14 protein-coding genes and 1 pseudogene are annotated in these 20,508 nt (G+C 72.8%); 10 read left to right on the top strand and 5 right to left on the bottom strand.

Translation table 11 applies throughout. From position 1 onward, the window contains the following. Positions 1-122: 122 nt before the first annotated feature. Entirely contained in the window at positions 123-647 is a 525-nt protein-coding gene (locus ACZ5OX_RS33965; RefSeq protein ID WP_465635463.1) for a DUF1877 family protein, read from the bottom strand. A 265-nt stretch (positions 648-912) separates the two neighbouring features. On the opposite strand from ACZ5OX_RS33965, the pseudogene ACZ5OX_RS33960 reads away from it, so the two are divergent. The 4 genes and pseudogenes from ACZ5OX_RS33960 to ACZ5OX_RS33945 all read left to right on the top strand — a co-directional run. Then, a pseudogene (locus ACZ5OX_RS33960) lies at positions 913-1,092 on the top strand (IS21 family transposase); the annotation flags it as partial. 1,174 nt (positions 1,093-2,266) lie between these two features. Further along, positions 2,267-2,539 carry a hypothetical protein gene (locus ACZ5OX_RS33955; protein ID WP_465635461.1) on the top strand — a complete coding sequence of 91 codons (273 nt, stop codon included), beginning with the start codon at positions 2,267-2,269 and terminating at the stop codon, positions 2,537-2,539. A 469-nt stretch (positions 2,540-3,008) separates the two neighbouring features. Then, entirely contained in the window at positions 3,009-4,340 is a 1,332-nt protein-coding gene (locus ACZ5OX_RS33950; protein WP_465635459.1) for an NADH-quinone oxidoreductase subunit D, read from the top strand. Positions 4,341-4,708: 368 nt separating this feature from the next. Next, entirely contained in the window at positions 4,709-5,908 is a 1,200-nt protein-coding gene (locus tag ACZ5OX_RS33945; RefSeq protein WP_465635457.1) for a hypothetical protein, read from the top strand. 614 nt (positions 5,909-6,522) lie between these two features. Here ACZ5OX_RS33945 and ACZ5OX_RS33940 read toward each other — a convergent pair. Then, the gene (locus ACZ5OX_RS33940; protein ID WP_465635455.1) at positions 6,523-7,071 is read right to left on the bottom strand and encodes a MarR family transcriptional regulator; all 549 of its coding nucleotides are present in this window, start codon (positions 7,069-7,071) and stop codon (positions 6,523-6,525) included. A gap of 160 nt (positions 7,072-7,231) precedes the next feature. Between ACZ5OX_RS33940 and ACZ5OX_RS33935 the strand changes: the two genes are divergently transcribed. Both ACZ5OX_RS33935 and ACZ5OX_RS33930 read left to right on the top strand, forming a co-directional pair. Then, the gene (locus tag ACZ5OX_RS33935; RefSeq protein WP_465635453.1) at positions 7,232-9,871 is read left to right on the top strand and encodes an RICIN domain-containing protein; all 2,640 of its coding nucleotides are present in this window, start codon (positions 7,232-7,234) and stop codon (positions 9,869-9,871) included. 333 nt (positions 9,872-10,204) lie between these two features. Then, positions 10,205-10,714: a hypothetical protein gene (locus ACZ5OX_RS33930; protein ID WP_465635451.1), complete on the top strand. Its 510-nt coding sequence runs from the start codon at positions 10,205-10,207 to the stop codon at positions 10,712-10,714. Positions 10,715-10,756: 42 nt separating this feature from the next. Here ACZ5OX_RS33930 and ACZ5OX_RS33925 read toward each other — a convergent pair whose 3' ends face one another. Further along, entirely contained in the window at positions 10,757-11,302 is a 546-nt protein-coding gene (locus ACZ5OX_RS33925) for a S1 RNA-binding domain-containing protein (protein ID WP_465635449.1), read from the bottom strand. Between the two features lie 179 nt (positions 11,303-11,481). On the opposite strand from ACZ5OX_RS33925, the gene ACZ5OX_RS33920 reads away from it, so the two are divergent. Continuing rightward, positions 11,482-12,564 carry an alpha/beta fold hydrolase gene (locus ACZ5OX_RS33920; protein WP_465635447.1) on the top strand — a complete coding sequence of 361 codons (1,083 nt, stop codon included), beginning with the start codon at positions 11,482-11,484 and terminating at the stop codon, positions 12,562-12,564. On the opposite strand, the gene ACZ5OX_RS33915 is transcribed toward ACZ5OX_RS33920, so the two are convergent. Both ACZ5OX_RS33915 and ACZ5OX_RS33910 read right to left on the bottom strand, forming a co-directional pair. Further along, on the bottom strand, positions 12,554-13,870 hold the full coding sequence (locus ACZ5OX_RS33915) for an NAD(P)/FAD-dependent oxidoreductase (protein WP_465635445.1): 1,317 nt from the start codon (positions 13,868-13,870) through the stop codon (positions 12,554-12,556). The two genes, ACZ5OX_RS33920 and ACZ5OX_RS33915, sit on opposite strands and share 11 nt — an antisense overlap. Further along, positions 13,870-15,381 carry an ABC transporter substrate-binding protein gene (locus tag ACZ5OX_RS33910; RefSeq protein WP_465635443.1) on the bottom strand — a complete coding sequence of 504 codons (1,512 nt, stop codon included), beginning with the start codon at positions 15,379-15,381 and terminating at the stop codon, positions 13,870-13,872. Before ACZ5OX_RS33910 ends, ACZ5OX_RS33915 begins: the two co-directional genes overlap by 1 nt. 276 nt (positions 15,382-15,657) lie before the next feature. Here ACZ5OX_RS33910 and ACZ5OX_RS33905 point away from each other — a divergent pair, with 276 nt between their 5' ends. The 3 genes from ACZ5OX_RS33905 (at position 15,658) to ACZ5OX_RS33895 (ending at position 20,494) form a co-directional block, all read left to right on the top strand. Further along, positions 15,658-17,346, top strand: a complete 1,689-nt coding sequence (locus ACZ5OX_RS33905; RefSeq protein WP_465635441.1) for a DUF885 domain-containing protein — start codon at positions 15,658-15,660, stop codon at positions 17,344-17,346. A 312-nt stretch (positions 17,347-17,658) separates the two neighbouring features. Beyond that, on the top strand, positions 17,659-18,006 hold the full coding sequence (locus ACZ5OX_RS33900) for a DUF5132 domain-containing protein (protein ID WP_465635439.1): 348 nt from the start codon (positions 17,659-17,661) through the stop codon (positions 18,004-18,006). Positions 18,007-18,196: 190 nt separating this feature from the next. Next, entirely contained in the window at positions 18,197-20,494 is a 2,298-nt protein-coding gene (locus tag ACZ5OX_RS33895) for an ABC transporter ATP-binding protein (protein WP_465635437.1), read from the top strand. Positions 20,495-20,508: the final 14 nt, after the last annotated feature.

Genomic DNA, 20,508 nt, shown 5'->3' with positions numbered 1-20,508 from the left:
GCGCCGCGCGGTCCGGTCCCCGATCAGGTCGGCCGTCGGCCGCATCGGGAACAGGCGCCGGTCCAGCGGGACGGGAGGGCCGGGAACTCGCGGATCCCGGCCGCCTCACGGCATCGCGGTGGTCACGCCGACTCGAACTTGACCACCGCGTCGCCCGCAGCCGCGGCAGCGGCGAAGAAGTCCGTCAACCGGCTCAGGTCCGTCGTCAACTCCCCAGCCCACGCCGGGCTCCACGGAGAGGAGAAGCCGAGGGACACGACCTCTCGCGCCAGCGCGGCGTCCAAGCGGTTGATCAGGTCGTCGACCACGACGCGGTCCAGGAACGCCGAGGCCTCCCGCACGTCGTCGGGTCGCAGCACCCACAGCTCCGTCCCGACCCACCCGCACTCGGGGTGCTCCTCGCCCTCCACCCGCTGCTCGCCTCCGAACACCGGCAGTTGAGCCGCGCCGTCCCGGGCCGCCTCGCCCGCGGTCAACGCGAAGTGCATCAGGTAGCCGTCGCGCGTGACGCCCATGACCATACCGGCCTCGCAGAGGGGCTCGAACTTCGCGTCGAACCAGTGCGGCACCAGCGCGCCCAGCTCCTTCGGCGAGAGCTCGTCCAACGCCCTGCCGTCCACACGCCGCCAGAAGAAGTCCACACTCATCTCGGCACCCACTCCGGTACTGCTGCCCCGGCATCCTCAGTGCCGCTCGCGCAACAGGTTAGGAAGTCCCTCTGACAAGCCGGGCGAATGGCAGGATGCCAAGCTGAGCACTCAGATGGGTACGCGGGCACCAACCCACCAGTCCCGGCTTCTTCCGGCCCGAACTCGGCTCCTTCATCCTGCAATACCGCCCGAGCTTCCGTGGGTTCGCCCGGCGGGCGCTTCAGAATCTCTGTACTCACGAAAGATCGGCCTGGCCATCCTCCACTGCCAGCCCGGCATCGGCGGTGCCCACGAGAAGGGCGGCCTCGAGGGACAGATCGGCTGGTTCCGCCGCAACCACCTGGCCCCCGTGCCCGATGTCGCGACGCTGCCCGACCTCAACGCGATGATCGACCGGTGGGACGAGGAGGACGAGGCCCGCCGGATCCGCTCCCGGCCCCGTTGCCTGCGACGGTGACAGCCGATGGACACCCGAGGCTGTTCGGGACTGGTGGCGCGACCGTGGGCGGGTTACCGAGTACCTGCAGTCCCTCCTGCCCAGATGGTCGTCCAGCGACAGGTCTGACGAGCGGGAAGCCGCGGAGGGGCTGAGGGACTTTGCTGCCTACATCACTGAAGGGCTCGGCGCGGACATCCGGAAGTACCTCTTCCGGCTTGAAGAGGGCTGCTACCCGAAGAACTCCGGACCGCTGCCTGAGCTCCGATAAGCAATGACGGCCTGGGGTGCTCGGTGCGCTCGCACCTGGACACCCGTGAAGTCGGCTCAGATGCGAGGTGGCGCGACCTGTGACCGTGGCCGTGCCAGACGATCGGCTCCGTGCGGCCCAGGAACAAGGCTGGCTGGGCGAAGTCGCCGCGATCGAGGCCAGCCCCGCCGCCACCGAGCTGAAGCTCGCCGCCATGCGCGACCTCGCAGCCCGACACACCACCGTCCACCTCGGCATTGGTGCAGAGAAGCACGATCAAGTGCATCCGCGTCACGAACGGTCCAACCAAGGGGCCGAGTCTCACCGGAGACCGTGGTGCCCATATGACCCGATGAAGTCTCCCCGTCCGTCGCGTCGGTCAGGTGACCGGCTCGGGTGCCGGTACGGGTCCCGGCATCGGGCCGGGGTGAGGGCCCGGTTCCGGCGCGGGTGCAGGGGGCGGCTGCGGATCGGGCTCGGGCTGCGGAGGAGCCGGCGGTACCGGGTCGGGGCCACCCGGCGCGGGAACCGGGCCGGGTACGGGCCCGGGCTCCGGCCCACCGGGGCCTGGCGCCGGGGTCGGGTTGGGCGGCACCGGATCGTTCGGAGGTGTACCCATTCTGTCGCTCCTTCCGGCTCGACGTGTCCGCCGGTGGACACCGCGTGAGCGCGATCGCCCGCGCGGACTCAGCTACGTCCGGTCGGTGCTCGGAGCCGTCGGTCGCTGCCGGCACCGGACGAGGCATGCATCGACATCGACATCGACACTTGGAACGGCGTCGACGCCCGGGGCCGCCCTGTCGCCGCCCACGTCTTCACGGTAGAGCGGGCGTCCCGCAGCGGCAGGTCGGCTCGGCCGCCCCCGCCGTGTCCACGGCCGGGGCGGCATGGCGACTGGCGCCGAGGCACCGGTCACGCGAGCATCGGGCCATGACGGAATCCGAGCCTCCACCGGTGAGCCACGACGCCCACTACCTCGGCGCGACTGCCCACCTCTACGGCTGGCAGGTCACGCGCGAGCAGGACGGGGCGATGCGGTTCTCACTGCTCGACTGGACGCTGCGGGTGGAATTCTCCCCGGACGGCCGGTTCTCGTCCGCCAGAGCGACCGGTCCCGGCAGCACGGACACCCGACTGGACCTACGGACCGTGATCGACGCGCTCGAGGAGTACGGCAGCCCTGCACTGCCCAAGCAGTCCTGAACCGCCGGTACTCGGCCGACGCCAACGCCCGCCCCGACCGGAAGGACGAGGCGGGGAACCGTAACCGGCACGCAGGCGCCCGCTACGGCCCGTCCCGGGACGTGATGAGTCGCCGGTCCTGTGGCAGCCGGTCACTGTGCCCACCCCTCTCGTCCCGGCAAGCCGCTGCGCCCCGGCTGCGCGGTCCCGCCGGACCTTCGGCGCGCGCCGATCATGCAAGCGGTCCGTCTGGCCCGGAACCCGTGACTGTTCCGCAGTATGGCCGTGGCCGGTGCGCTGCCGGTCCAGCCGGGTGTTCACGGCAGATGTGCGAGATCCTGGACGTGGGCAGTCCGCGCCGCCGAGTCGGGCCCGTGTGGCCGGCGCGAAGGCCGGCCTGCCGAGACCGCGGCCCGTCGCGCCCGATCGTGCGTCGCGACACAGGCGCACAGACCGTGACCGACGGACCCGAGCGGAGGTCGTACGGCTGATGAGCGGCATCGAGCACGAGTCGGCAGGAGCGCGGGACACGACCGAGGGCCGCGTCTACACCGTCACCGGTGGCGACTGGGAGGAGGTCGCCGCCGCGCAGCGACGGGCGGACGACGAGCGGATCATCGTCAACATGGGTCCGCAGCACCCGTCCACGCACGGCGTGCTGCGCCTGGTCCTGGAGATCGACGGCGAGACGGTGAAGGAGGCCCGCTGCGGCATCGGCTACCTCCACACCGGCATCGAGAAGAACATGGAGTTCCGCAACTGGGTGCAGGGCACCACCTTCGTGACCCGGATGGACTACCTGACCCCGCTGTTCAACGAGACGGCCTACTGCCTGGCGGTGGAGAAGCTGCTCGGGATCACCGAGCAGGTCCCGGACCGGGCCGGCGTCATCCGGGTGATGATGATGGAGCTCAACCGGATCTCCTCGCACCTGGTGGCACTGGCCGCCGGCGGGATGGAGATCGGCTCCACCACGCTGATGGTCTACGGCTTCCGGGACCGTGAGGTCGTCCTGGACGTCTTCGAGCTGGTGACGGGCCTGCGCATGAACCACGGCTACGTCCGGCCGGGCGGCCTCGCGCAGGACCTGCCCCCGGGCGCGCCGGACCAGATCCGCGAGGCGGTCAGGCTGCTGCGCTCGCGGATCCCGGAGTACGACAAGCTGGCGAGCCACAACCCCGCCTTCAGGGCCCGACTGGTCGGCGTCGGCTTCCTGGACCTGCCCGGCTGCCTGGCCCTCGGCGCCACCGGGCCGATCCTGCGGGCCACCGGCCTGCCGCACGACCTGCGCAAGAGCGACCCGTACTGCGGTTACGAGACCTACGAGTTCGAGGTCGCGGTGGCCGATACCGCGGACTCCTACGGCCGGTTCCTGATCCGGCTGGAGGAGATGCGCCAGTCGCTGCGGATCGTCGAGCAGTGCCTCGACCGGCTGGCTCCCGGCCCGGTCATGGTGGCCGACAAGAAGATCGCCTGGCCCGCCCAACTGGCCGTCGGACCAGACGGATTGGGCAACTCCCTCGACCACATCCGCAAGATCATGGGCGAGTCCATGGAGGCGCTGATCCACCACTTCAAGCTGGTGACGGAGGGCTTCCGCGTCCCGGCGGGGCAGGCGTACGTGGCGGTCGAGTCCGCCAGGGGCGAGTTGGGCGTGCACGTCGTCTCCGACGGCGGCACGCGGCCGTACCGGGTGCACTTCCGCGATCCGTCGTTCACCAACCTGCAGGCGGTGGCGGCGATGTGCGAGGGCGGGCAGGTCGCGGACGTCATCGTCTCGGTGGCGAGCATCGACCCGGTGATGGGAGGCGTGGACCGATGAGAACCGGCGCACCGCGGACGCGCCGTCAGACGGGCCGGAAGCAGGCGCGGCGTTCGGCCTTCCGCGCGCGGCAGCAGATGCATCTGGCGCGCGGAGCCGGGCTCGTTGCCCGTGTGGCGTCGCTGCAGCACTACCAGGAGTTCCTCCTGAATCAGGGCGGGAATTGACGTCCCCTCACCAGTCCACTGCGGCCTCGAAAAGTTTCTTCGAACCCGGGTGCAACCCCCCGGCGGGATGGACGTCTATCAGGGTGAGAGGCGGGGAGAGCGAGCCGGCGAAGCCGGGGGCTCGGGCCGGCTCCTCGGGGCGCGACAGTAGGCGCCCGTTCATCCGATCACCATCACCGTGTCCTTTGGGGGGACTGTCACATGAACGCGTCCGTTATCGCCCGTATTGCGAAGATCGTCCCGCTGGCCGTCGTCGCCGCCGTCGGTGTCGCCGCCTGCGGCCCGACCAACGGCGGGTCGTCCGTCGCCGCCTCCGCCCCCACCCCCTCGGCCGGCTCCTCGGCCACCCCCGGCGCGGGTGCCGTCCCGAACACCCCCGCCCCGGCCGCGCCCACCACCGAGGCGGCCCCGACCACCGCCCCGTCGGCCGCCGAGGCCCCGGCCGGTCCCACCGTCGCCAAGACCGACGTCAGGACCGACGTCAGGACCGACGTCAAGGCCGACACCAAGCCCGCCACGAAGGCCCCGGCCAAGCCCGCTCCGGCCAAGCCCGCCGGCGGCATCGGGATCACCTTCAACGGCCTCCACCAGGGCCAGAAGATCCAGGTCGGCAGCCAGGTCTCGTTCTCGGTCACCTGGAAGAACAACGACGCCTCGGGCACCCGCAGCGTGGCCCCGGTGGTCGCGACCCAGCAGTACGAGGGCGCGCAGTGCCGGCGGATGCTCTCCATGGCGCAGGGCACCCTGGAGCGCAAGGACGCCTCCGGTTGGAAGGCCATGCCGGCGCTGAGCCAGGGCGGCGGCATGGACTACGCCGGCACCGGCAACGACGCGGCCTTCACCCTGGCCGCGGGCGAGAGCCGCACCATCGAGTACCGGATGGTGCTCGACCGCGGCAACCAGCCGGGCCGGCTGCTCGTCGAGGCCGACGCCGTGACGCCGTCCACCTACCAGGTGCTCACCAAGGGCGTCGTGACCACCTCGGTCGTCGACAGCCACCGCCCGGCCGTGGCCTCCGCCTCCAAGCCCTCCCCGCTCGTCATCGGCAAGACCCCCACCGAGTTCACCTTCAAGGTCGCCTCGCCCGACGGCCCGGGCCGGCTGCGCCCGACGGTGTACCTGTCCCTGCCCGCCAGCGAGGGCCTGACCGGGGAGGACGTCACGGTCGAGGCCAAGGTCGGCAACGAGTGGAAGTCCTTCGAGGTGACCGAGGACTGCAACGGGCGGCTCGGCGTGGCGCCGGCCCAGCTGGAGGGCGTGACGAAGGGCAACCCGGTCGCGTACACCTTCCGGGTCGGTCTCAAGCGGGCCCCCGCCGCACCGGTCGGGATCGAGGTCGGCGGCGCCTCGGACGGCCACTACGGCGCCGTCACCACCCTGCGGCCCACCGTCCGGAAGTGACGCCCGCCGTCCGGAGCTGACGCCCACCGTCCGGAGCTGACGCCGCGAGCCCGCACCTGAAGCCGAAGGGCCAGGCCTCCCGCTGCCCGGGAGGCCTGGCCCTTCACCGTTCCGCTGCCCAGGCGAGCGAGGTCATCCAGGCCTGGACCTCCCCGGCGCTGCGGGACAGGCCGGCCGGGACCGCGGGGGCCGGGGTGCCCCGCGGCCCAGCCGGTGGGGAGGCCAACAGTTCCCGGGGCATGGCACGGCCGCCCTGCTCCGCGGCCCGGTGGCGCTGTGGTGGGGCCGCCGTGCCGGGAATGCCGGACCTCGTGTCATGCCGCTCTTGGTTCCCGCCATCATCGCTCGCCGGCCTGCCTGAACCTCCGAAGTCGCCCGTCGCTGCCGAGCCGGCGGCACCGGCTCGGCAGGCAGGGACGGGCGCGCGGGTCACCGCGCAGCTCACCGTCCAGCACAGCAGCCATCTCCCGAGCTCCCTCGGCGCGGCTCGCAAACACGGCTCGCACACGCGCCCCGGTGCCGGACGCGCCGTCGGCCGTTCTCCCGCGCGAGGTCGACGGTGTACGTCCACGTCCCGTGCTCGGCGTCGCGGCCGATTCCGACGCGGGCACGCTTCAGTCGACGGGCGGGGTGAGGCGCAGCAGGCCCTCGATCTGTCCTTCGGCGATGTCGGCGGCTCGGCTGAGGTAGTCGCCGACGACGGCGAGCTGGGCGTCGTCGTAGGAGGCGATGAGTTCGGCCTGGGCCTGCTCGGCCTGCTCCCAGGCGGCGGCGACGTCGGGCCGCCGTTCGAGGGTCAGCCGGACGTGGACGAGGCGGCGGTCCGCGGTGTCGCGGCGGCGGGCGACCAGCCGTGCCTGTTCGAGGCGGTCGACGAGCCGGGTCGCCGAGCCCGTGGTGAGGCCGGTGAGGTCGGCGATCTGCCGGGTGGTGAGTTCGCCGCGTTGCTGGGCCAGCGAGCGCAGGCACTGGACGTCGGACAGGCCGAGGCCGAGGCCGGTGGCGAGCGCCTGCTGGTAGCGCACCCAGACGGCGTGCCGCCGGTTGCCGAGCGAGGCGACCCACGCGACCAGTTCCTCCCGGGTGCGCCCCGGGCCGGGGGCGTCCGGAGCCGGGTCGCCCGTTCGGTCCGTACCGCCGCCTCTCGTGGGACGTGCAGTCATTGATTGTCTCTCCACTCTTCCCGCTCGTGCAATCACTGCGCAGCGCAGTGACTGTGTAAAGTGACCCCTCGCAAGCGTACGTCGCGCCTGCCTTCCGCCGCCGGGCCGCGCCCGGTCGGCCGCCGTGCCATGCGCGGCCTCAGTTCCCGGAGGATCCCTGGTGTTGTTCCCCGCCCTTCGCCGACCAGCGGCCCGCACCGGGCCCGCGCCGACCGCCCGCCACCGCGGCCGGGCGACCGCCCTCGGCCTGGCCGCCGCCATCGGCGCCGCCCTGCTGGTGCCGGTCGGCGCCCCGCCTGCGGCCGCCCAGCCCGGCCCGCCGAACAAGCTGGGCCCGGTCCAGCTGCAGAACGTCACCACCGGCCTGTCCGTGGACGCCGCCGGGCGGGACATGGCGGACGGGCGGCCGATCCTGCAGTACGTCTTCAAGGCCCAGGCCAACCAGGAATGGTGGTTCGAGCCCGTCGGTTCCGCCTACTACGTCAAGAGCAACGTCAACGGGGCGTACTGCCTGTCCCGCACCGCGCCGGACGCCCAGGGGCAGGTCCTCGCCGAGCTGCGCACCTGCGGGGGCCCCGAGACCCAGTGGCAGTTCGAGCAGGTCAGCCCGGACGTCTTCCACATCAAGGCACCGGGTCAGGAGGTCTACCTCAACCCCGCGACCGACTTCGGCGGGGACTCCGCGAACGGCAGGCGGCTGACGGCGGGCGCGAAGCAGCCCGGCACCCAGAGCCAGTGGTACCTGACCAACACCTCGCTCCAGGAAGGCGAGGCGCCCGCGGACCCGCGACTCGACCAGGCCACCTTCCTGACCACGCACAACGCCTACCAAAACTCCGACGACGCGTACCCGATCGCGCCCAACCAGAGCCGCTCCCTGCTGACCCAGCTCCGCGAGGGCGTGAGCGGCCTGATGCTGGACGCCCACATGCGCGGCGACAACGTCGTGCTCTGCCACGAGCCCTGCATCGACGGGCGCCCCCGCCTCCTGTCGAACGCCATGGCCGAGATCGTCACCTTCATGAAGACGGAACAGGTGGACGGCAAGAAGCCGATCGTCACCGTCTTCTTCGAGGACTACGCCGACCGCACCCGCATGCGCCAGACCCTCGAAGCCGTTCCCGGCCTGAAGGACCTCGTCTTCGACCCGGAGGCGAACGGCGTGAGCACCAACGGATGGCCCACCCTGTCCGCCCTGCGCGCCGCCGACAAGCGGCTGCTGCTCTTCACCGACGACCACGGCACCGCCATCCCCGAGGTCGGACTGCGCCCCGGCAGCGACTGGACGGTCGAGAACTACTGGAGCATCGGCGACACCGGCAGCAACTGGGACTGCTACAGCCGCTGGGGCGGCGTCCCGCTCACCCAGCGCAACGCCAAGTTCTCCCCGCTGTTCGTCATGAACCAGTTCCGCAACGCCCCCACCATCATCAGCGCGGCCATCGACAACGGCGACAAGCTGGTCGAGCGCGCCCGCAACTACTGCGGCCCGGCCGCCCGCAAGACGCCCAACTACGTGGCCGTGGACTTCTACGAGATCCCGCTGGGCGGTGCCACCCACCGGGCGATCCAGACGATCAACCGCCTCCACTACGTCGAGGGCCCGGCCGCGCCCGTCGCCCCGCCCACCGTCCCCACCGGCTTCGCCCGCCCCGCCGACACCTCGGTGGCCAAGGGGTACTCCTTCCTGCGCAGCGCCATGAACGAGTTCCCCTACCCCGTCTCGCTGGGCCTGCCGCGCAGCTACCGGGGCGGCTACTTCGCCCCCGGCGACCAGTTCGGCCCGACCGGCTTCCAGTCCTCATTCGTCTACGACGACGCCCTGATGATCGACGCGTTCCTCGGCAGCGGCAACGCCGACGACAGGGCCCGGGCGGTCACCCTCGGCGACGCCCTCCTCTACGCCCAGGACCACGACCCCCAGCCGGACGGCCGGCTGCGCTCCTCCTACCTGCCCGAGCCGTTCGTGACGAAGACGGGCACGCCCTACATCGGCGGCTGGTCCACCTACACAGGCAACATGGCGTGGGTCGGCATGGCCTGGTCCCACCTCTACCGGGCGACCGGCCAGCAGCGCTACCTGGACGGTGCGCGCAAGGCGGCCGAGTGGATCCAGAGCCACGCCGCCGACAGCCGGGGCACCGGCGGCTACACCGGCGGCGTCCGGGCGCTCGACGAGGTCGGCGCCGAGTACCAGGCCATCACCTGGAAGGCCACCGAGCACAACATCGACGTCGGCGCCTTCTTCGCGATGCTCGCCACCCTGACCGGCGACCAGACCTGGAAGAACCGCTCGGACGCCGCCTTCGGGTTCGTGCGCTCCATGCGGGCCGCCGACGGCCACCTGTGGACCGGCACCGGACTCGACGGGGTCAGCGTGAACACCGACGTCGTCCCCGCCGACGTCCAGGTCTGGAGCTACCTCGCCACGCTCAGCCCCGACGACGCCCCGGCGGTGGACTGGCTCGTGCGCAACCAGCTCACCCAGGACGGCCCCTACCAGGGAGTCCCCTTCGGCAGCGCCGACCGGAGCAAGGTCTGGTTCGAGGGCACCGCCCAACTGCTGAGCGCGCTCTACGCCCGCGGCCGCGCCGAGGACACCGCCACCGCCGCCGCCCTGGTCTCCTCCCTCGCCACCGCCCAGGAACAGGCCCCCAACCACGACGGCTTCGGCATCGTCGCCGCGTCCCGGGACGGCCTCGACACCGGAATGGGCGACCAGTACTACGCCTCCCTCCACACCGGCGCCACCGCCTGGTACCTCCTCGCGGCCCGCAACACCAACCCGTTCCGCCTCTGACCACCGCCCTCCCCTCCCGCTCGAAGGGCCGGCCCCCCGCCGGCCCTTCGACGCGTTCCCGAGCGATGGTGCCCGCGCCCGGGCGGGCCGACGGCCGGACCCCGGGCTCGGACGCTCCGGCCGCCCCGCCCGCAGGCGCCGGTGACGAAGGCGTCGAGGAGGAATTGACGGAGAGTCAAGACCTGCCGGGTCCAGGGCGCACAACCCGACGACCCGGTCGCCCTGCGGCCGGGCACCGCTACAGGTCGACCGGCGAGCACCGTGCGCAACCCGCACCGATCCCCCCAAGGGAGCGGTACGTTGATGCTGCCGACTACGAGGAGAACCACCGACGTGACCATCGACCAGGCTGCCCTCGGCAGCGCCGTGAAGGCCGTCGCCGCTGCCGCGCGCGACGATGATGTGGCTGCGCTGTACCAGGCCGTGATGCCGCCGATGGGCGTGGACACTCCTCCCGGCGAGGCCGCCCAGTGGTTCGGATTGCTCCTTGTCCATCTGGCGCTCACCGCCGCGAGCGCTTCGAAGCTCGAGCAGGGCTGCTCCCGGGAGGCCGTGTCGGCGTGGATCGGGGAGGCGCTGGGCCCTGCACCCACCCCGGCACGGTTGCGTGCCGAGGATCCTGTCCGCATCGACCACGTCGAGGCGGTGAGCGCCGCGGCGGACTACTCCCGGTGTCACGAGTATGCCGTCGACCTGGTCCGGTTGGGCCTGACCGACCCGGACGCGGCACCGGACGAGCGGGGCGTCGACGCCCACTGCGCGGTGACGAATGACAAGAAGACGCGGATCATCGTGATGGCGATGCTCGGCCGCCTCGCCGCCGATGCCGGCGGGCGAGGTTGACGGCCCGGCTTCGGTGGTGCGCGGGCGCCGGGCCGCAGGGTGTCAGTCCGGTGCCGTGCGCTCGGTCGGGAGCGAGAGGCGGATGCGGCGCCGTGCCGGGTCCACTTCGGCGATCCGCGTTGTCAGCTCGTCGCCGACCTGGATGTCGCGGTCGCCACCGAGCTGCGACAGTTCGGAGCTGTGGAGTAGGCCGTCCATTCCGTCAGCAACGCTCACGAACAGCCCGAACGGGACCGATCTCGTGACTCGTCCTCGCAGGACGCTGCCGACCTGATCGACCCAGGCCAGCCACGGGTTGGGCTGCAGGGCGATCAGGGACAGGACAGCCTGCCCGCGGCCTTCGGCGTCGACTCCGAGGACCGCCGTGGTCACCCGCTGGCCGATCGTCACGGCCTCGCCGCAGGAGGAGATCCACTTCCACGAGACCTCCGGTGGTGGAATGAAGCCCACCGAGGGTTCGGGGGCTCCGTCAACGTCAACGAACACGCCGAAGGTCTCGATCGAGGTAACCACTCCCGAGCGTTCTTCGCCCCGACGGAGTGTCGCCAGGAACTCCTTGAGCGCAGGGGAAGGCAGCGGATGGGTCACGGCCGTGACCCTATGCCACCCCTGCTTCAGTGGGCGACCGGCTTGGGCGTTCGATGCGTCGGCGCAGGCCGGGGTGGTTGAGAGGAAGAGGAAGGCGCGGGAGACGCCGGCCTCGTGCTGGACGGCCCGGGGGAGGATACTGGCAAGGATCGGTTTTCGACTGCCCTCGCGGAGGACCGATGCGCCAGGACGGACGGGTCGCGGACTCCCTGCTCGCGTTGCTGAGCCGGGACTGGCTGGGAGTGCCGGTCGCGGTGCTGGTGGTGGCAGTCGGGGGCCTGCTGGTCGGGACGGGGGCGGCCTGGGCGGTGGCGCTCGGTGGCCTGGTGATGGCCGTCGGTGTCCTGCTGGCGGCGGGAGCCGTGCGGCACCTGGTGCTGGTGGCCCGCGAGGCGCGGGGGAATCCGCCGCCGGGGCGGCTGGTGGACGTGGGCGGTCACCGGATGCACGTCCTCGCCGAGGGGGAGGCGGGGGGCGGGCCGACGGTGGTCTGGGTGCCCGGTGGGCACGCCCCGGGTGAGGACCTCCGGGAGCTGCACACGATGCTGGCGGCGAGGGCCCGGTCGGTGCTGGTGGACCGCCTCGGGACGGGCTGGAGCGATGTCGGGCCGTTCCCGCGGACGACGGCGGCCGAGGCGCAGGAGCTTCCGGCGGCGCTGGAGGAGGCGGGGGAGCGGGCTCCCTTCGTGTTCGTCGGTCACTCCTTCGGCGGGCTGCTGGTCGCGAACGTGGCCAGGCGTCGGCCGGACCTGGTGGCCGGCCTCGTGCTGCTGGATCCGACGCCCCTGGAGGTGATCGCCTTCGCGCCGCCCAACCGGCAGCTGGCGGCGATGCGCCGTGGCCTCCTGCGGACGGCGGTGCGGCAGCTGTTCGGCGCCCGCCGCGGCCCCGGGCTCAGGACCGGGCCGGGCTGCGCCGCCGCGTCGGTCTTCGCCGAGCTGTCGCCGTCCGGGCTGGCGAGAGTGGGTTGGGAGACCGTGGTGTACGACGGTGACCTCGGCGACCTGCCGCTGGTGCTGGTGATACCGCGGGACCTCGTCGGCGGTGAGGCGGTGCTGGCCGGTGCCCGGGACGCGGCCGAGGCGGAGCGGATCAGCCGCTTCTACCTCCGGAGCAGGACGCGGTACCTGGCGGCGTCGACGTCGTCCCGGCTGGTGTACACGCCGGAGGGGACGGGCCATGACTTCCCGCACGAGGCGCCCGAGTTCGTGGTCGGTGTGGTCGAGGACCTGGTGCGGGAGCTGGGCGCGGTCAGCCCATGACCGTCCGGGCGGAGTCGGGCCGCAGCGGGCGCAGGCGGGAGTAGGCACCCAGGTCGACGACGTTGCCGGTGTGGTCGCAGCGGTGGCGGACCGGGGTGCGGTCGTGGTCGTGGCCGGACTCGACCGCGTCGATCAGGGCGGTCAGGTAGCGGCCCACCAGCGGGGCGTTCTTGAACTGGTTGCCGCTGGTGCCCATGGCGACGTAGTAGCCGGCCAGCGCGGTGCGGTCGTAGATCGGGGTCCAGTCGTCGGCGACGTCGTACACGCCCGCGATCCCGAGGGGCCGGTTGGGGACGCCGATCTCCGGGAAGCGGCGGGCCGCCCGGGTGACCTGGGTCCGGAAGCGGCGGGCGGTCGGGCGGGGGTCGGCTTCGTCCGGGTCGTCGATCCACTGCGGCGGGTCGCAGGCCGGCTCGGTGCCGCCGACCAGGAGCCGGCCGCCGGGGGCCGCTCGCAGGTAGGTGCCGAGGTCGAGGTCGGCGACCACCGGGCCGAGGTCGAGGTCGGCGGCCACCGGGCCGAAGCCGGGTGCGGTGACCTGGTGGACCTCCTCGCGCAGCGGCCGTACGCCGACGGTGAAGTCGTCGCCGACGCCGGCCAGCCGGTTGAGGCCGCCCGACCACGGGCCGGCGGCGTTGACCACGACCGGTGCGGCGATCCGGGTGCCGTCGGCGAGCCGGATGCCCGTCACCCGGCCCGCGGCGCGGTCGACGGCCACCACGGTGTGGTGGAACAGGAAGCGCGCGCCCAGCTCGCCCGCCGCGTCCGCGAGGTTCTGGGCGGCGAGCTGCGGGTCGTCGACGAACCCGGCGTCCGGGGTGAAGAGTGCGCCGAGTTCACCGGAAGGCGCGTCGAAGAAGGCGTCGTCGTCCACGGGTTTCGGCGGCCAGTACCGGCCGGCGTCGATCCCGGGCAGGTGGCGGCGCAGCGCGCCGGCGTCCCACCGTTCGTACGGGACGCCGGCGCGGTCGAACAGCGCGGTGACGGCGGACGGGTCGGCGGCGGGGGAGTCGAGCAGGACGACGCCGGTGCGGTGGAAGGCGGCGAGCGGGCGGTGGCCGGTGAGCCGGAGGTGCTCGGGCCAGGACGTCCAGAGGTGTTGGGCCTCCCAGGCGGTGGCGACTCCGTCGAAGGTGGAGTAGTTGAACCGGATGATCGCGCTGGAGGCGCTGGTGGAGCCGTGGCCGGCGGCGCCCGCCTTGTCGACGACGGTCACCTGCCGTCCGGTGCGGGCGAGTTCGAGGGCGATGGCGGCGCCGATCACTCCGGCTCCGACCACCACGGCGTCCGCTGGGCGACTGGGCATCAGGACCTCCCGGAGGGCAGGCGGGGCACGGCGTCGAGCAGCGCCCGAGTGTAGGGGTGCCGCGGCGTGCGCAACAGGGCCTCGGTGGGGGCGGTTTCGACGATCCGGCCGTCCCGCATGACCGCCAGCACGTCGGAGACGTGGCAGACCGCGGGCAGGTTGTGGCCGATGAACGGCATCGACAGGCCGAGCCGCCGCTGGAGGTCACGGTTGGTGTTGAGGACGGCGGCCTGCACCGACACGTCCAGGGCCGAGGTGATCTCGTCGGCGACCGGCAGGCCGGGCTCGACGGCCGGGGCGCGGGCGACGGCGACCCGCTGGCGCTGGCCGCCGGACAGCTGGTCGGCGGCGGGTGGCAGGGTGGGGCCGAGGTCGGGGCTGGTGATCAGGCGCAGCCGCAGCGGTCGGCCGTCCTTGGTCAGCCGGCCGTCCGGCCCGCGGGCCCAGCCGGCGGCGCGCAGGGCCTCGGCGGCGTCCTGGGTGGGCAGGTTGGCGTCGGCGAGGTCGGCGTGGCAGAGGGCTCCCTCGGCGCCGAAGTCGCCGGCCGGGTGGCCTGTGCCGCCGACGGCGACGTTGGCGAGGCCCCGGCGGTCGAGTGCGGCGACCAGGGCTCGGCGCAGTGCCGGGTCGGCGAGGGGGCGGCCGGGGCGCTGGTTGAAGAAGGTCAGCCCGACCACCGTCGCCACGTCTTCGGCGGTCAGGCCGTGGCCGGTGAGCCGGGCGCGGTCTGGCCCGTTCACGCTCGCGATGTCGATGCCGCCGGTGAGCAGCAGGTTCGCGGCGGTGGACGCCTGGGGCACCACCGAGAGCACGATCCGGGCCGGCAGGCCGGGTGTCGCGGTGGTCGCTCCGCCGGGCCCCCAGGCGTAGCCCTCGCGGACGGTGAACTCGTAGGGCCCGCCGGAGGAGTAGCGGGTGAGCACGTACGGGCCGGTGCCCCGGGTGGTGCGTCCGAGCGACGGCGGATCGTCGAGCCCGGCGGGGCAGACGATCGGCAGCAGGCCGAGGGTGCGGGTGAGGAACGGGAAGGGCGCGGTGGTGGTGGCGGACACCGTGCCGGCCCGGTCGTCGGCGCTCGCGGTGAACGGGACGTTCGGCAGGACGGTCTGGGCGCCGGCCAGCTGCTTGGCCGGGTCGCTCGCGTACGTCAGCGCCCGGGCCACGGCGGAGGCGGTGAGGGGGGTGCCGTCGGAGCAGGTGACCTCCGGGCGGAGGGTGAAGGTGGCCGTGGTGGTGGAGGCCTGCCAGGAGGAGGCGAGGCCGGAGACCACGGTGCCGTCGGGGGCGAGGTTGACCAGCGAGTCGTAGGAGAGACGGGCCTGACTGGCCCCGAAGGTGGAGTACGGGTCGAAGCTCGGCGTCTCGCTGGACGCGGCGATCCGGACGGTCCCGCGCTCCACGAGCGGAGTGCTCGTCGAGGACGGGGCGGCGCCCCCGCAACCGGCCGTCGCGAGGGCCAGCGCGGCGGCGGCGGTGAGGGAGCGGGCGGCCGACGGGGTGCGACGGGGCATGGGCGTCATGGTGCCACCGAGTTCTGTCACTGGCGAGCCAACTCGCCTGCGCAGTCAGCGTGTTCGAATAGCGCGTGATGCAGGTCGGGGTCGGATCGGTCCTTCCCGGGTGACGCTCCCGGAGGCCTCGGTCGGGACGGCCCGACGGGCCGGCACGGGGGTTCCGTAGCGGCCGGCGCCGGTGCGCCCTCCGTCGCCTCACCCGTTCGAGGGACACGGGGGCTGCCGCCCCGTGGACCGGGTGGCAGGGCGGCCCGTCACCGCCACACTGGCCGCATGAGCGTGAGGACGAACGAGCCGAGCCATCTGGCGGACCGCTACTGGGAGTTCCTGCTGGAGCGCGAGCCACTGCTGAGAGCCCGCCAGGGACTCCCGGTCGAGACGCTGCCCCCGGCCTCGCCCGCCGAGGCCGAGGAGCGGGCGCGGTTCGCCGAGGGGGTGCTGGCCGGGGTGCGGGCGCTCGACGGCGCGGAGCTGTCCGGCACGGATGCCGACACCGTCGGATTCCTCGCGGGGCTGGCCGAGCAGGAGGTGCGCGCCCACCGCTGCTACTGGCTGACGCCCGCGGCCACGCCGTACCGGCTGTTCCCGCTGTCGCTGTACGTCGACGCGGTGTTCCGCCCGTTCGTCTTCGCCGGTCGGGCCGACTCCGAACGGTACGTGTCGCTGGTGCGCGAGCTGGCCCGGGTGGTCGGCTCGATCGCCGACCGGACGGCGGAACAGGCCGCCCGTGGCTTCCGGGTGCCCGCCCCGGCCCTGGCCGGGGCGCGCGCCACGCTCGTCGGCCTGCGGACCTCCGTGGCGCAGCGGGTGGAGGTGGACGACGGCCGGCTCCGCGGGCTGGGACCGGCCGAGCACGGGCACCTCAGGGACGGCGTACGGCGGCTGGTGGACGGCGAGTTGGTGCCGGGCTTCGACCGGCTGCTCGCCCTCCTCGACGACCCGGACTACCGGCGGGAGGCGCCGCAGGAGGTCGGCTGGGCGCGCTACGAGGGCGGCGAGGAGGCCTACCGGGACTTCGCCCGGACCCACAGCGGGGGCGACACGCCGCCCGAGCGCCTGCACGAGCTGGGCCGCGAGCAGTGCCTGGAACTCGCCGAGCGGATGCGGGAGGTGCGCGAAACGCTGGGCTTCCACGGCTCGGAGGCCGAGTTCCACGAGCAGCTGCGCGCCGAGCCCCGGCTGTACGCCCGGACCCCCGAGGAGGTCGAGGCCCGCTACCAGGGCTACCTCGACCGGCTCGCCCCGCTGCTGCCGCGCTGGTTCGCGGTGCTACCGGCCGCGCCGTACGGGCTGGCGCGGCTGGACCCGGCACTGGAGGCGGGGATGACCTTCGGGTACTACGAGCAGCCGACTCCGGCCGCGCCGGTCGGGCGCTACCGCTACAACGGGTCCGGCCTGGAGGGGCGTTCGCTGATCGGCGCGGCCTCCCTGATCCACCACGAGCTGGCTCCCGGGCACCACTTCCACCTCGCCCGGCAGGCGGAGAACCGCGCCCTGCCGCAACTGCGCCGCGAGGTGGCCGAGTTCGGCGCCTTCAACGAGGGCTGGGCCGAGTACGCGGCGGGCCTCGGCTGGGAGATGGGCCTCTACGACGACCCGTGGGACGCCTACGGGCGCCTCGCGCAGGAGCGGTTCACCGCGCAGCGCCTCGTCGTGGACACCGGGCTCAACCTCGGGACGATGGGCCTGGAGCAGGCCCGGGACTTCATGCGCGCCAACTCCACCGAGGCGGAGGGCCAGATCGCCTCGGACCTGCTGCGCTACGCGACGGACCTGCCCGGGCAGGCGCTCTCCTACCGGGCGGGCTACCTGGAGTTCGTCCGGCTGCGGGCCCGGGCGGAGGCCGAGCTGGGCGCCGGGTTCGAGGTGCGGGCCTTCCACGAGGCGGTGCTGGGTGGCGGTGGGCTGCCGTTTCCGGCGCTGGGGCGGCGGGTGGAGCGGGAGGCCGGCAATCTGCATTGATCTGAAAATGGGATCATTTATTGAATCAATGGTCCCGTATGGCACAACCTGCGGAAGGGGTGTTTTGTAAAGCACTCGCACGGGTGAATCTGCCGAGGATATTTGGTCCCGACGGGACCGGCTCGACTACGGTGGCAAAGGAGCGGGCGGTGGACCCCATCGACGAGGAATTCGGCCCAGCAGGGAAATCCGGCACGGGATATCGAGAATTCCGGACATGGGTGCTTCGGCCCGCTCTGTTGTGCGTGCTCCGGAGTTCGCAGTGCCCCCGGGGTCCCCTGTCATCCGTCTGCGTAGAGAGGTTGGAGCATCATGCCGCCCGTAGTACCGCCCTTCCTGGTCGGCCTCATCGTCGCGCCACTGGCCAAGCGCCTCCTCAAGCCGCTGGTGCGCGGCGTCGTCAAGACGTCCGTCGGAATCGTGATGGAGGTGAAGAAGGCGGCCCACGAGGCCGGGGAGAACATCCACGACCTCGCGGCCGAGGTGGCCGCCGACATGGTGGCCGCGCAGGTCGCGTCCGACGAGCACCACCACCGGGCCGCCGAGAGCGCCACGCCGAACGGCGAGAAGGAGGACGAGGCCGTCCAGCGGGCCGAGCACGAGGCGAGGGGCCCCAGGATCCGCGCGACCGCCGGCTCCGGCGCAGGCAAGACGAACTGACGCCCCCGCCGCCCGAGCCGCCGCCCGGGTGCATGTTCCGGTCGAACCCGGAGGATGTGTCCGAGCGGCGGGTCGGCCGCCGGCCCGAAGGCCGCACCGCATTCCCCTCCAGAATTCCCACTTCGTCGCAGTGCTCCGCCATGCCCAATGACGGCCCATCCGCGACCTCCGCAAACAGGTGATCGTACACATGCCATCTCTGCTGGGTGCCGCAGCCGGGAACCTCTCCGTGGATTCGGACGTGCGCCCGCGTTCGGTCGTCCCGGGGCGCCAGCGCTGGGACGTCAAGCCGGTCCTCGGGCGGCCCAGGACCGCCGAAATCCTCGCCGCCGCCCTACGGCGCGTCCCCGGGATCACAGAGGCGCAGGCAAGCCCGATCACCGGTGGGGTCCTCGTCCGGTACGACGCGCGGGTGCGCGCCGCGGACGTCGGCCGGATCATCCGCAGGGCGGTCGCCCTGGTCACCCAGGGGCCGGCCGGGACGGGCGGTCCGCCGCCGCCCCGGCCCGCCGCCGCACCGGCCCCGCGCCCGGACCGTGGCCTGGTCGTACGCCCGGTCCTCGCCGTCGGCGGCGGGGTGGCGGCCGGTGTCGCACTGATCCGCGGGTCGGCGCTCAGCAGGCAGCTGGTGGCACTCGGCGGGGTCGCGGCCGCGTCCGTGGCCGTCCTGCGGAAGGCCTGGCGCAGAACCGTCGACACGGCCGGCGAACTGACCGGGCTCGGGGACGAACGCCATCCCCTGCTGGAGATCGTCGGACCACACCGGCGGCGGCTCCTGCGCGCCTCCGCGCTCTCGGTCGCCTGCCAGTTCTCGGAGATGGCGCTCGCCACCTTCCTCGGCTGGACCGCCCTGGTCCTCATCAAGGGCGAGGCCGCACCGCTGGTCCGCCTCGGCCTGACCACCGCCTCCGCCCAACTCTGGGGCCTGGCCGGGCTGGTGGCCGTCGCCTGCGCCGCCGTCGCGGGCCTGTCGTACTCCTCGAACCTCCAGTGGCGCGGGCTCGGCCAGGACATCGAGCACGACTGGCGCAGCCGCACCTACGACCATGTGCAGCACCTCGAACTGCGGCACCTGGAGGGCGAGCGGACCACCCGGATCGCCGGAGTGCTCACCGACGACGTCCGCCAGCTCGGCGCCTTCTTCGCCACCTCGGCCAACGACGTGCTGCAGATGGGCACCAGCCTGGCCGTCCTGGTGCCGGTGTTCCTGCTGCTGGCACCGCAGATCGCCTGGATCGCCTTCCTGCCCATCCCGGTCATCGCCTGGCTGTCGCTCCGCTACCAGGAGGAGGTCACCGCCGACTACGCCGTCGCCGGGGAGGACCGGGCCAGGCTGCACAGCCAACTGGTGAACACCCTGGAGGCCGGCGCCACCGTCAAGAGCTTCTGCACCGAGGACTACGAGGCCGGGCGCATCGACCGGCTGAGCGCGCGGGCCCAGGACAGCAACGAGCAGACCGACCGGAGCACGATCCGGCACGCCGAGACCGTCCGAGTCTGCACGACCAGCTCGATGGCCGGCACCCTGCTGATCGGCGGCCGGTCGGTGCTCGACGGCAGCCTGCGGTTCGAGGTGTTCAGCCCGCTGATCGGGCTGCCCCAGATGGTGCTGCTGCGGATGAACCGGCTCGGCGGCATCGTCGACCAGTACCAGCGCACCCTCTCCGCCTACGACCGGGTCCACCGGCTGCGCGCCCTGCCCGTCGAGGCCGAGGGCACCGGCGACCCGCTCGACACCGACAAGGTGCGCGGCGAGATCGTCCTCGACGACGTGACCTTCGCCTACCCCGGCCGGCCGCCGGTGCTGGAGGACCTCTCGCTGACCATCCCCGCCGGGCAGGTCACCGCCCTCGTCGGCGCCACCGGCTCCGGCAAGACCACGGTCGCCAAACTGCTGATGCGCTTCCAGGACGCGGAGTCCGGCAGCGTACTGCTCGACGGACAGGACATCCGGGAGCTGCGGCGGCACGACCTGCGCCACGCCATCGGCTTCGTCGCCCAGGACCCGTTCCTCTTCGACGGCAGCATCGCCGACAACATCCGCTACGGCAGCTTCGGGGCCTCGGACGAGGCCGTGGCCAGGGCGGCCACCATGGCCGAGGCCCACACCTTCGTCGCGGCGCTCCCGGACGGCTACGACACCCTGATCGGCGAACGCGGCGCCGCGCTCTCCGGCGGCCAACGGCAGCGGATCGCCCTGGCCCGCGCGATCCTCAAGGACTCGCCGGTGGTGATCCTCGACGAGGCCACCTCCGCCGTGGACAACGAGACCGAGGCCGCCATCCAGCGCACCCTGCGCAGCTTCGCGGCCGACCGGACCATGGTCGTCATCGCCCACCGACTCTCCACCGTCCGCCACGCGGACCGGATCTACGTCATGGACAAGGGCGGCGTGGTGGCCGAACAGGGCACCCACGACGAACTCCTCGCCCTGCGCGGGCTCTACGCATCCCTCTGGCAGCTCCAGGCCGGCGAACTCGCCGCCTGACCACAGCGGCAGCG

The sequence above is a fragment of the Kitasatospora sp. NPDC032121 genome, from assembly GCF_055580145.1.
Note: the sequence above shows the minus strand (reverse complement) of the source record. Positions and strands in the feature narration are given on the sequence as shown.

Bases quoted from the DNA above. Each gene is read 5' to 3' on its own strand.
- ACZ5OX_RS33900 (WP_465635439.1), top strand. From the start codon at position 17,659: ATGCCGCCCGTAGTACCGCCCTTCCTGGTCGGCCTCATCGTCGCGCCA.
- ACZ5OX_RS33955 (WP_465635461.1), top strand. From the start codon at position 2,267: ATGACGGAATCCGAGCCTCCACCGGTGAGCCACGACGCCCACTACCTC.
- ACZ5OX_RS33950 (WP_465635459.1), top strand. From the start codon at position 3,009: ATGAGCGGCATCGAGCACGAGTCGGCAGGAGCGCGGGACACGACCGAG.
- ACZ5OX_RS33945 (WP_465635457.1), top strand. From the start codon at position 4,709: ATGAACGCGTCCGTTATCGCCCGTATTGCGAAGATCGTCCCGCTGGCC.
- ACZ5OX_RS33940 (WP_465635455.1), bottom strand. From the start codon at position 7,071: ATGACTGCACGTCCCACGAGAGGCGGCGGTACGGACCGAACGGGCGAC.
- ACZ5OX_RS33910 (WP_465635443.1), bottom strand. From the start codon at position 15,381: ATGCCCCGTCGCACCCCGTCGGCCGCCCGCTCCCTCACCGCCGCCGCC.
- ACZ5OX_RS33965 (WP_465635463.1), bottom strand. From the start codon at position 647: ATGAGTGTGGACTTCTTCTGGCGGCGTGTGGACGGCAGGGCGTTGGAC.
- ACZ5OX_RS33915 (WP_465635445.1), bottom strand. From the start codon at position 13,870: ATGCCCAGTCGCCCAGCGGACGCCGTGGTGGTCGGAGCCGGAGTGATC.
- ACZ5OX_RS33920 (WP_465635447.1), top strand. From the start codon at position 11,482: ATGCGCCAGGACGGACGGGTCGCGGACTCCCTGCTCGCGTTGCTGAGC.
- ACZ5OX_RS33895 (WP_465635437.1), top strand. From the start codon at position 18,197: ATGCCATCTCTGCTGGGTGCCGCAGCCGGGAACCTCTCCGTGGATTCG.
- ACZ5OX_RS33905 (WP_465635441.1), top strand. From the start codon at position 15,658: ATGAGCGTGAGGACGAACGAGCCGAGCCATCTGGCGGACCGCTACTGG.